General features: G+C 72.6%; 9 protein-coding genes. 8 read left to right on the forward strand and 1 reads right to left on the reverse strand.

Features of this window, described 5'->3' with window-relative positions; genetic code table 11:
- The first annotated feature begins 66 nt into the window (after positions 1–66).
- The 5 genes from ACQEU6_RS37805 to ACQEU6_RS37825 all read left to right on the forward strand — a co-directional run bounded on the left by ACQEU6_RS37805 (position 67) and on the right by ACQEU6_RS37825 (position 6,308).
- A complete protein-coding gene (locus tag ACQEU6_RS37805; RefSeq protein WP_499338493.1) occupies positions 67–1,476 on the forward strand; it encodes an MFS transporter in 1,410 nt (469 codons plus the stop codon).
- Between the two features lie 625 nt (positions 1,477–2,101).
- The gene (locus tag ACQEU6_RS37810) at positions 2,102–3,535 is read left to right on the forward strand and encodes a family 2B encapsulin nanocompartment shell protein (RefSeq protein WP_499338494.1); all 1,434 of its coding nucleotides are present in this window, start codon (positions 2,102–2,104) and stop codon (positions 3,533–3,535) included.
- Positions 3,532–4,902 (forward strand): family 2B encapsulin nanocompartment shell protein, encoded by a 1,371-nt coding sequence (locus tag ACQEU6_RS37815; protein WP_499338495.1) that lies wholly within the window; start codon positions 3,532–3,534, stop codon positions 4,900–4,902. The genes ACQEU6_RS37810 and ACQEU6_RS37815 overlap by 4 nt, the downstream gene beginning before the upstream one ends.
- Before the next feature lie 16 nt (positions 4,903–4,918).
- Positions 4,919–5,998, forward strand: coding sequence for a family 2 encapsulin nanocompartment cargo protein polyprenyl transferase (locus ACQEU6_RS37820; protein WP_499338496.1), 1,080 nt, complete (start codon positions 4,919–4,921; stop codon positions 5,996–5,998).
- 76 nt (positions 5,999–6,074) lie between these two features.
- A complete protein-coding gene (locus tag ACQEU6_RS37825) occupies positions 6,075–6,308 on the forward strand; it encodes a hypothetical protein (RefSeq protein ID WP_179846570.1) in 234 nt (77 codons plus the stop codon).
- A 120-nt stretch (positions 6,309–6,428) separates the two neighbouring features.
- Here ACQEU6_RS37825 and ACQEU6_RS37830 read toward each other — a convergent pair whose 3' ends face one another.
- On the reverse strand, positions 6,429–7,646 hold the full coding sequence (locus tag ACQEU6_RS37830) for an ABC transporter substrate-binding protein (RefSeq protein WP_499338497.1): 1,218 nt from the start codon (positions 7,644–7,646) through the stop codon (positions 6,429–6,431).
- A 290-nt stretch (positions 7,647–7,936) separates the two neighbouring features.
- Between ACQEU6_RS37830 and ACQEU6_RS37835 the strand changes: the two genes are divergently transcribed.
- From ACQEU6_RS37835 to ACQEU6_RS37845, 3 genes are read left to right on the forward strand one after another with little or no spacing between them, the layout of a single operon-like run.
- Positions 7,937–10,513 (forward strand): sensor histidine kinase, encoded by a 2,577-nt coding sequence (locus tag ACQEU6_RS37835; protein ID WP_499338498.1) that lies wholly within the window; start codon positions 7,937–7,939, stop codon positions 10,511–10,513.
- 6 nt (positions 10,514–10,519) lie between these two features.
- A complete protein-coding gene (locus ACQEU6_RS37840; RefSeq protein ID WP_179837111.1) occupies positions 10,520–10,897 on the forward strand; it encodes a DUF742 domain-containing protein in 378 nt (125 codons plus the stop codon).
- Complete coding sequence (locus tag ACQEU6_RS37845; protein WP_499338499.1) at positions 10,878–11,528, forward strand: GTP-binding protein; 651 nt, start codon at positions 10,878–10,880, stop codon at positions 11,526–11,528. The genes ACQEU6_RS37840 and ACQEU6_RS37845 overlap by 20 nt, the downstream gene beginning before the upstream one ends.
- The last annotated feature ends 10 nt before the right edge of the window (positions 11,529–11,538 follow it).

Below are 11,538 nucleotides of genomic sequence, written 5' to 3' on the forward strand. Positions count from 1 at the left end.
CTACCGCAGAGTCATCGAAGGCCCAACCCGGCGTTACCTTTGCTGATCTTCGGGCAGGGGCAGGCCGTGAACGACTCGACGAACGCGCGGCAGGGAGCGGATCCGGGAGGCGGAGGCGGGGGCGACGGACCGCCGGAAGGCGGGGCGCCCGACGAGGGCGCCGTCCGCAAGGCCGTGATCGCCTCGGCGATGGGCAACTGCATCGAGTGGTTCGACTTCGGCGTGTTCAGCGCCGGGGTGATGACGTCGATCATCGGGACCGTGTTCTTCCCCGAGGACGCGGGCGGCAGCGCCACGCTGCGCTCGTTCGCGCTGGTCGCCGCGGCGTTCCTCGCCCGCCCGTTCGGCGGCATGTTCTTCGGGCCCATGGGGGACCGGATCGGCCGCAAGCGGGTGCTGGCCGCCACCATCATCCTGATGTCGGGCTCGACGTTCGTGATCGGCGTCCTGCCCGGCTACGCCGCGATCGGGATCGCCGCGCCGCTGCTGCTGCTCGGCGTCCGGCTCGTCCAGGGCTTCTCGACGGGCGGCGAGTACGGCGGCGCCGCCACGATGATCGCCGAGTACGCGCCGACGAGGAGACGCGGGTTCTACGGAGCGTTCCTGGAGTTCGGCACGCTCGGCGGCTACATCATGGGCGCCGGGCTCGTGCTGCTGATCGACCTCCTGCTCAGCGAGGACGCGATGCAGGGGTGGGGCTGGCGCATCCCGTTCCTGATCGCGCTGCCGCTCGGCGCCGTCGGGCTCTACGTCCGGACGCGGATCGAGGACACCCCGACCTTCCAGCACATGGAGGCGGAGGGCAGGAAGGCCCGGTCGCCGCTCAAGGAGACGGTGGAGCACCACTGGCGCACCATCCTGAGGCTCATCGGGATCGTGATCCTGCTGAACGTCGCCGTCTACACGCTGCTGACGTTCATGCCGTCCTACCTCGTCGACTTCCTGGACATGGACGACACCTCCTCGCAGCTCACCACGATCGGCGTGGAGGCGGCGATGATGGTGGTGATCCTTCCGCTCGGCGCGCTGTCGGACCGGATCGGCCGCAAGCCGCTGCTGATCGCCGCCGCGGTCGGCTTCCTCGTGCTGTCCTGGCCGGCGTTCGCGCTCATGCAGACGCACGACACGGCCGGGGTCGTGGTCGGCTACGCGATCATCGGCGCGCTGCTGGTGCTGATGCTGGCGGTCATCGGCGCGACGTTCCCGGCGATGTTCCCGACCAAGGTGCGGTACGGGGCCTTCGCGATCGGCTACAACATCTCGACGTCGCTGTTCGGCGGGACCGCGGCCGTGCTCGTGGGCTCGCTGATCGACGCCACGGGCTCCAACTCCGTCCCGGCCTACTACCTGATGATCGTCGCGCTGGTGGCGCTGCTGCCGATCATCAAGATCCCGGAGACGGCCGGGGTGCCGATCGAGGAGGCCGGGGAGGAGAACGCCCCGGAACCGGTGGGTTCCGGGGCGCGGCGGAGCTGAGAACGAGCCGGGCCCGGGAGCCGGGCCCGGCTCGGAAGTTCGGTCAGCGGGAGCGGGCGAAGTGCCGGCGGGCCCAGCCCGCCAGGGAGCCCGCGATCGCCAGCGCGGCTCCGGTCTCGATCGCCAGCGCGGTCCACACTCCGGTCACTGGGGGCCTCCTCTCGCGCTCCGCCGGGCCCGTCCTGGCCCGGTCCGGTGCACGCCGGGTACAACATCGAAATGCGGTAGATCTTTCCTCGGCGAGGCCGTCCGGCGGGGTGATCTACCCCACGTCCGCCATGCCTGACCTGCGACCAAACCTCTACAGAGGGTAAAAACCGCTGCTCGTCGCCGTGCCGGGACCGAGGGCGCCGAGGCGGTCTCCGCACCGCCCGCCGGCGATGAACGACAGCGCTCGCAGGAAGATCGCGGCAACGGCGGCAACCCGCGTCGCGCGCCCTCTTCCACGGCGCTGAGCTGGCCCGTCGCGAGGGATGTTGCGCCCGGGTGCGAGTTGTGTGGCGTGAGAGCAAATCATAGGTGCGGTCCATGGCTCCTTGCGACCGTCTCATTACCGTCTGTAGCGTCACGGGTGGCCAAAGGCCGCCCCTTCCCCGCAGGACCACGACGAATCGGTGGTGTGGACGTGACGGAACAGCAGCAACAGGAACAGCAGCAACAGGACCACCAGCTGAGCCTCGGCACCGCCGCCGCGCGGAACCTGGCGACCACGACCAAGTCCGTCCCGCAGATGCAGGGCATCACGTCGCGGTGGTTGCTGAAGCTGCTGCCCTGGGTGCAGGCGTCCGGCGGCACCTACCGCGTCAACCGGCGGCTCACCTACACGCTGGGCGACGGCCGGGTCACGTTCGTGACCACCGGCGCCGACGTCCGCGTGATCCCGCGCGAGCTCGGCGAGCTGGCCCCGCTGCGCGGCTACGACGACGACCTGACCCTGGACGCCATCGCGGGCCGCTTCACCCAGCAGGAGTACGCGCCCGGCGACGTCGTCGTCGAGCGGGGACGCCCCGTCGACCGCGTCGTCCTCGTCGCGCACGGCAAGCTCAGCAGGATCGGCGCGGGCGAGTACGGCGCGGACGCGGTCCTCGGGACGCTCGCGGGCGGCGACTTCTTCGGCGAGCAGTCCCTCCTCGGGACCGAGGACGGCGAGGAGCCGCCGACGTGGGACCACACCGTCAAGGCGGTGACCTCCTGCACGATCCTCAGCATGAGCCGGTCCGACTTCCAGGAGACGCTCGGCCAGTCGTCCTCGCTCCAGGCGCACCTCGACGAGTACCGCGCGAGCCCGCGGCGCTCGCACAACGCCCACGGCGAGGCGGCGATCGAGGTGGCGTCCGGGCACGACGGCGAGCCGGTCCTGCCGAGCACGTTCGTCGACTACGAGGCGTCCCCCCGCGAGTACGAGCTGAGCGTCGCGCAGACCGTGCTGCGCGTCCACACCCGCGTCGCGGACCTCTACAACCAGCCGATGGACCAGATCGAGCAGCAGCTCCGGCTGACGATCGAGGCGCTGCGCGAGCGGCAGGAACAGGAGATCGTCAACAACCGCGACTTCGGCCTGCTGCACAACACCGACCTGTCGCAGCGCATCCACACCCGCTCGGGCCCGCCCACGCCCGACGACATGGACGATCTGCTCACCCTCGTCTGGAAGGACCCGGCGTTCTTCCTCGCGCACCCGAAGGCGATCGCCGCGTTCGGCCGCGAGTGCAGCGCCCGCGGCATCTACCCCGACAGCGTCGACGTCGGCGGCCACCGGGTGCCGGGGTGGCGCGGCGTGCCCATCTTCCCGTGCAACAAGATCCCGGTCTCCTCGACGCTGACCAGCTCGATCCTGCTGATGCGGACCGGTGAGGCGGCGCAGGGCGTCGTCGGGCTGCACCAGGTCGGCCTGCCCGACGAGTACCAGCCGGGGCTGTCGGTCCGGTACATGGGCATCGACGACAAGGCGCTCCTCAACTACCTGGTCAGCGCGTACTACTCGGCGGCCGTCCTGGTGCCCGACGCGCTCGGCATGCTGGAGTCGGTCGAGGTCGCCCACGGCGGTGCCGGCGCGTGACGGAAGAACGGCTGGCCCTCTCCACCCGCGCCGCCCGCAACCTCGCCTCGACGACCAAGTCCGTCCCGCAGACGCAGGGCGTCACCCCGCGGTGGCTGCTGTCGCAGCTGCCGTGGGTGCAGGCCGGCGGCGGCGCCTACCGGGTGAACCGCCGGCTCACCTACCGGCTCGGCGACGGGATCGTGACGTTCGTCAACGACGGCGCGGCGATCCGGGTCGTCCCGCCCGAACTGGCCGAGCTGCCGCCGCTGCGGGGCCTGTCCGACCCCGCGATCCTGGAGGGTCTCGCCGCGCGGTTCGAGCAGCGCGAGTACGGGCCCGGCGAGATGATCGCGGAGTCGGGCCGGCCCCTCGACGCGGTCCACCTGATCGCGCACGGCAAGGTCGAGGAGAGCGTCCCCGGCGCCTACGACGCCGCCGGGCGGGTCGGCGTCCGCGACGGCGGCGGGTTCTTCGGCGCGGGCGCCCTGCTCGACGAGCCGGGGGAGTGGGCGCACACGTTCCGCGCGCTCACCCCCGTGATCGTCCTGTCGCTGCCGCGGGCGGCGGTCGAGGAGCTGACCGAGCGGTCCGACGCGCTGCGCGCGCACCTGGAGGAGTACCGGTCCGCGCCCGCCCCGCCGCAGACCAGGCACGGCGAGGCGGCGATCGAGGTGGCGTCCGGGCACGGCGGCGAACCCGTCCTGCCCGGCACGTTCGTCGACTACGAGGCCTCGCCACGCGAGTACGAGCTGGCCGTCACCCAGACGCTCCTGCGCGTCCACTCCCGGGTCGCCGACCTCTACAGCGAGCCGATGGACCAGGTCGAGCAGCAGCTCAGGCTCACGATCGAGGAGGTCAGGGAGCGCCAGGAGCACGAACTGATCAACAACCGCGACTTCGGCCTGCTGCACAACGCGGACCTGCGCCAGCGCATCCAGACCCTCGGGGGCCCGCCGACCCCCGCCGACATGGACGAGCTGCTGGCGCGGCGCCGCAAGACCCGGTTCTTCCTCGCCCACCCGAGGACGATCGCGGCGATCGGCCGGGAGTGCACGCGGCGCGGCGTGTACCCCGCGCCGGTCGAGGTCGACGGCCGTCGCGTGCACGCCTGGCGCGGCGTCCCGATCCTCCCGTCCGACAAGATCCCCATCTCCCCGACCGGGACCAGCTCGATCCTCGCGCTGCGCACCGGGGAGGACGACCAGGGCGTGGTCGGCCTGCACCGCACCGGGCTGGAGGGCGAGGTCGGGCCGGGCCTCGCGGTCCGGTTCACCGGCATCGACGACCGGGGGCTGCTGACCTACCTGGTCAGCGCCTACCAGTCGGCCGCCGTGCTGGTCCCCGACGCCCTCGGCGTCCTGGAGAACGTCGAGATCGCCCGCTGACGAGAGGGGACCCGCCATGCCCGCCTGGAGAGACGACCCGGCCGTGATCGGCTGCGACCACCGGACGGGGCCGCAGCACCGCCCCCGGACGGCGGCGGAGGTGCTCACCTGGAGCCGCCGCCTGCTCGACCCGGCGCTGCGCCACGTGGTCGAGGCCATGCCGGAGGCGTCTCGCTCCACCGCGGGCTTCCACTTCGGCTGGCGCGACGAGCGCGGCCGCCCTGCCGCCGGGGCGGGCGGCAAGGCGATCCGGCCCGCTCTCACGCTGCTGGCCGCGGAGGCGGTCGGCGGGACGGTCCAGGCCGCCCTGCCGGCCGCCGTGGCGGTCGAACTCGCGCACAACTTCTCCCTCATGCACGACGACGTGATGGACGGCGACCTCACCCGCCGGCACCGCCCCACCGCGTGGGCGGTCTTCGGCGCCAACGCCGCCATCCTGTCCGGGGACGCCCTGCTCGCCGCCGCCTACGAGATCCTCGCAGAGGAGCCCTCCGCGGTGGTGGCCCGCGGCGTGCGCATCCTCGCCCGCGCCGTCCTGGAACTGGTCGAGGGCCAGCGCGCCGACCTGGCGTTCGAGGAGCGCGCCGACGTCACGCTCGACGAGTGCCTGGCCATGGCCGCGGGCAAGACCGGGGCGCTGCTCGGCGCCTCGTGCGCGCTCGGCGCCGTGTACGGCGGCGGCACCGCCGGGCAGGTCTCCCGCCTGCGCGTCTTCGGCGAGCGCCTCGGCCTGGCCTTCCAGCTCGTCGACGACCTGCTCGGCATCTGGGGCGAACCGGCGGTCACCGGGAAGCCCGTCCACGCCGACCTGCGCCGCCGCAAGAAGTCGCTGCCCGTCGTCGCGGCCCTCACCTCCGGCAGCGCCGCCGGGAGCGACCTCGCCGCGCTCTACCTGCGCGAGGCGCCGCTCACCGACGAGGAGGCGGTCCTCGCCGCCGGCCTCGTCGACGCGGCGGGCGGCCGCGCCTGGGCCGCCGCCCACGCCGACGAGCTCCTCACCGACGCCCTCGCCGACCTCGACGCCGCCGGCGTCGCCCCCTGCGCCGACACCGAACTCCGGGCCCTGGCCCGCCTGATGACCCACCGAGACCACTGACCGTCCACCCGTACCGGGCGACGCCGCACGAGACCCCCTTCTCGATCGATCATATGTTCGAGTAGGGTGTCGAGTCGTGCAGGCTCCCGAACACGTCCCGTTCCTGTGTCCGGCCGGGCACCGGCTCGATCCGGGCCGAGTGATCGTCGGCTGGTCGCCGTGCGTCTGCCCGCCCTGCGACAGGCGGGGCCGCGGGCTGCGCGGCCACCGCACCTACCTCTGCCTCGACTGCAAGGACGAGCACGTCACGACGAAGTGCTACCTGCCCCATCACGTCCCGGCCGAGGGCGCGGAGTACCGCTGGCCCTGACCGCGCCGCCCCCGGGCGGGGGCGTTCGACTTCACCGTCGATCGCGGGTGGCGGTTCGCGTCCCGGCCGGGGGAGGGGGAGTGACCGCGTCCGCCCGCGGCGGCGCAGGTCGGTGGGGGGTCAGCCCTTGATCTGCGTCCAGGCCTGGGCCCAGCGGGAGTAGTCGACGCACTTCTTGCCGCGGTCGTCCCCGCACTCCTCCACGGGGGTCTTCCAGAACGCCAGGCGCTTGTAGAACTCCGGGTCGCCGACGTGGTAGGTCGAGCAGAAGCCCTTGGCGGTGTACCGGCACGCCTTGGGGTTGGCGGGCGCCTCTCCGAACCACTGCGCGACCTCCGCCTGCACCTTCGGCATGGTGATCCAGTTCATCCACTTGTACATGCAGGTCGGGTGCTGGGCCTTCGAGGAGATCATCCACGTGTCGGACCAGCCGGTCGCGCCCTCGTCCGGGATCGTCGTGGCGACCGGCGCCTTGTCCGTCATGGCCAGGTTCGCGGTCACCTGCCAGGCGGTGCCGGCGTAGTTGTAGCCGCTCTTGAACGACTGGAGCTCGTCCAGGTAGTTCGCCCAGTACTGGTTGACGTTCGGGCGCTGCTGCTTGAGCAGGTCCACCGCGGCGTCGAACTGCTTCTGGTCCAGCTCGTAGACGTCGTTGATCTTCAGATCGGGGCGGTGCGTCTTCAGGTAGAGCGCGGCGTCCGCGATGTAGATCGGGGAGTCGTAGGCGACGACGTGCCCGGCGGCGGGGGACTCCTTGTCCCACACCACGCTCCACGACGTCGGACGCTGTGTGATCTTGTCGGTACGGTACATCAGCATGTTGGCGCCGTAGCCGTGCGGGACGCCGTACATCCGCCCCCCGGCGGAGTTGTACGGCTGGTTCTTCAGGTACTTGGCGATGTCCTCCCAGTTGCCGAGCAGGCCCGTGTTCACGGGCGCGACCGTGCCGCCGTTGATGAGCCGCAGGCTCGCGTCGCCGGACGCCGACACGCCGTCGTAGCGCCCGGTCTTCATGAGCGCGACCATCGAGTCGGAGGTGTCGGCGACCTTCGTGTACACCTTGCAGCCGGTCGCCTTCGTGAACGGTGTGACCCAATCGACCTTGGGGTCGTTCGTCCCGTTCTCGGCGTATCCGGCCCAGGCGACGAGGTCGAGCCGGCCCTCCGGGGTGCCGAGTTCCTGCAGCATCGGGACGTCGGGCGGGCCGGCGGCCCCGCCGGAGCCGCCGCTGCAGGCGGCGGTCAGCATCGCGGTGACCAGGGCCCCCGTGGCGAGCAGGGTCCGGCGGACGCGGGCCGGAGGGCGCACGGTCGTCGTCGCGTCTGGGGTACGAGCCATCACGCTGAGGCATCGTAGGGGTATTTTGGCCTGACCGTCGCCACAAAACGTGATGCTCTGGAAACTGTCGACACATGGCGGCGGACCGTCCTAGGCTCTCCTGCGTTCCGCGTGAGCCGCTCCCCACGCGATCGATGCCAACCGTCCGACCAGTCGATGCCAGCCCGTCCGACCGAGTTGAAGGTTCAGCCGCAGTGCCAAATCGAGGCCGCACAACGGACTCTTCCGCCGGACACCGGCGGGCTCCCAAGGCCGCCCGTTTCCGGTCCATTCGCTTCAAGGTCGTCCTGATGGTCACCGTCTCGGTGGTCTCCCTCGGCGTCCTGTGGGCTTTCGCCGCGAGCATCGCGCTCGGCGAGGGGCTCAACCTCCGCCACGTCAAGACCGTCCAGGACCACTACGGCTACCCGTCGGGCGCGCTCGGCAGCGCCCTGCAGGCCGAGCGGCGCCTGTCGATGGTGTACCTCGGCGGACGCGCGGAGGGCGACCGTGCGGCCATGGAGTCCGGCCGCCTGGTCACCGACCGGCAGGCCGACCTGTTCCGCCGCCTCGCCAAGTCCGAGGCCGTCGACGGCTCCGCCCCGAAGGACGCCCGCCGCATCGCCGGCAAGATCCTCACCGAGCTGGACGGGCTGGACGACCGGCGCCGCTCCATCGACGCCGGCCGCCTGGACCGGGCCCGCGCGTTCGCCGACTACACGGCCCTGCTGGGCGACGTCGGCGCGCTGCAGGGCTCGCTCTCCACGCTGGACAACTCCGAGGTCGCCAAGGACGCCCGCAACGAGGCGTCGCTCACCCGGGCCCGCGAGGTCCTCGCGCAGGAGGACGCGCTGCTGGCGGGCGCGCTCGCCGCCGGCAAGATCACGGCCGGTGAGCACGCCCAGTACGTCAAGCTCGTCGGCACGCAGCGCACCCTGTACACCTACGCGGCGGCCGAGCTGCGCTCGCCCGACCAGTCCTACTACGAGCGCATCGTCGGCATGCCCGAGCACAGCCGGCTCCGCACGCTGGAGGACCGCTTCGTCGCCTCGCCCCGGCTGGTCAACGCCACCGGCGTCGCCGGAGCGCTGTGGAAGACCACCGCCGACTCCAACCTCACCCGGCTCCGCGGGCTCGAACTGTCGGTGTCGGCGGGCGCGGAGAAGCGGGCCCAGCCGATCTCCGAGGGCATCATCACCCGCGTCGTCCTGGCGGGCGCGCTCGGGCTGCTCGCGGTCGTCGCGACCCTCGCCCTCGCGATCTGGGTCGCCCGGTCCGTCATCCGCGAGCTGCGCCGGCTGCGCCGCGAGGCGATCGACCTGGCCGACGTCCGGCTGCCCGGCGTGATCCGCCGGCTGCGCCGCGGCGAGGAGGTCGACGTGGGCGCCGAGGCGCCGCCCCTGTCGTTCGGGACCCGCGAGATCGACCAGGTCGGCGAGGCGTTCAACGCCGCCCGCCGCACCGCGATCCAGAGCGCGGTCGAGGAGGCGACGCTGCGCCGCAACGTCAGCGACGTGTTCGTCAACCTCGCCCGCCGCAGCCAGACGCTGCTGCACCGCCAGCTCAAGCTGCTGGACTCGATGGAGCGGCGCATCGAGACCCCGGACGACCTGGAGGACCTGTTCCGGGTCGACCACCTCGCCACCCGCATGCGCCGGCACGCCGAGGGCCTGATCATCCTGTCCGGGCAGGCGCCCGGCCGCGGCTGGCGCAGCCCCGTCGCGATCGTCGACGTCGCCCGCGCCGCCGCGTCCGAGGTCGAGGACTACACCCGCGTCAACGTCGCCCCGATGACCCGCGCCGCGATCGTCGGCCCGGCCGTCGCCGACGTCATCCACCTGCTCGCCGAGCTGATCGAGAACGCCGCGACGTTCTCGCCGCCGCACACGACCGTCCAGGTGCAGGGGCAGGCCGTCTCGCACGGCTTCACACTGGAGGTCGAGGACCGCGGCCTCAGCATGGACGAGCCCAGCCTCGCCGCCGCCAACGAGCGGCTCGCCACCGCCGCCGAGTTCGACCTGTCCGACAGCGCCCAGCTCGGCCTGTTCGTCGTCGGCCGCCTGGCCCGCCGGCACGGCATCAAGGTGACCCTGCGCACGTCCCCCTACGGCGGCATGACCGCGATCGTGCTGCTGCCCGAGGACCTCGTCGTCCCCGACGAGGGCGCACCGGTGCAGAGCGCGCCCGCCCTCACCACCCGCCGCGCCGAGGACGCGCTCGTCCCCATCGGGACGGTCGTGGGCGGCGCCAGCGTTCGCAGCGGTCCCCAGCCGGTGCTGGACGAGGGCGGGTCCGTGCTGCACCTGCCGTCCGGACGGCACGCGGCCCCGGATCCGTCCCCGGCCCCGTCCCCGGCCCCGTCTCCGTCTCCGGTCCCGGCCCCGGCTCCGCCGAGGTCTCCGGCGCAGGCCCCTCCACAGGAGCCGCTCGTCCAGTCGGTCCGCCCGTTCATCCCCCCGGCCGCCGCCGTGCCCCCACAAGGGGAGCCCCTCGCGGAGGCGGACGCGCTGACCGGGCCCATCCCGGTGTTCGAGGAGCCGATCCAGGGCCCGTCGCCGGTGCCCCGGCCGGCCCCGTCGCCGTGGGGCGACGCGCAGCCCGAGCCCGCCTCGCCGCCTCCGCCCCCGCCGGGGGTGCCGCGCTCGCCCCGCGAGGTGCGGCGCCGTCCCCCGGGCAAGTCGTCCGGCGCCGACCGGCCCTCGCTCCCGAAGCGCGTCAGGCAGGAGAACATGGCCTCCCAGCTGCGCGAGGAGCATCCCGCACCGGCCGGTCCCGCACCGTCCGACCGCGCCGACCGGTCGCCCGAGCAGCTGCGGTCGATGATGTCGTCCATCCAGCAGGGCACCCGGCGCGGACGCGCCGAGTCCCTCGATACCGAGGAAACGTGACGGACCATGACCGGTCCTGGCAGCGAATGGCTCGATGACGAGGCCGGCCCGATCGTGCGGTCGTACGCGCTCACCCGCGGGCGCGCCCGGCCCGCGACCGGCGAGGCCTTCGACATGATCACGATAGTCTCGACCGCGGCGCGGCCGCGGTCGGGCTCGCCCGGCATCGGTCCCGAGCACCTCGACATCCTGGAGATGTGCCTGCAACCGCAGCCGGTGGCCGAGGTCGCGGCGCGGATGCGGCTGCCGCTCGTCGTCGTGCGGGTGCTGCTCGGCGACCTGCTCCACCACCGGCTCATCACCGCCACCCGTCCCCAACAGGAGAGCGCGCTCTCCAAGGAACGTCTGCTGAGGGAAGTGCTCCATGGTCTCCAAGCCCTCTGAGAACGCCGGTGCGGCCGCCGGCGCGGGGCCTTCTCCCCGCGACGGGGCCGCCTCGGTGACCCCGGTCGCGGTGAAGATCCTCGTCGCCGGGGGCTTCGGCGTCGGCAAGACCACGCTCGTCGGGTCCGTCAGCGAGATCCGCCCGCTGCAGACCGAGGAGCTGCTCACCGACCGGGGCGTCGGCGTCGACGACACCGAGGGCGTCGAGCAGAAGACCACCACCACGGTCGCGATGGACTTCGGCCGCATCACGATCCGCGACGGCCTCGTGCTCTACCTGTTCGGCACGCCCGGCCAGGACCGGTTCTGGTTCATGTGGGACGAGCTGTCCTACGGGGCGCTCGGCGCCGTCGTGCTCGCCGACACCCGCCGCCTCTCGGACTGCTTCCCCGCCGTCGACTACTTCGAGAACCGGGGCCTTCCGTTCGTGATCGCCGTGAACCGCTTCGACGACGGCTACGACTACACGCCCTCGGAGATCCGGGACGCGCTCGACCTCAGCGAGGGCACCCCGGTCGTGATGTGCGACGTCCGCGAGCGCACGTCCGGCAAGGACGTGCTCACGACGCTGGTCAGGTACCTGCTGGCGGTGCACGAGGAGACGACGCGGGCGGACGCCCCGGCGCTGTAGGCTGCCGATC

Origin of the sequence: Spirillospora sp. CA-108201 (genome assembly GCF_050936235.1) — a bacterium.
GTDB lineage: Bacteria > Actinomycetota > Actinomycetes > Streptosporangiales > Streptosporangiaceae > Spirillospora.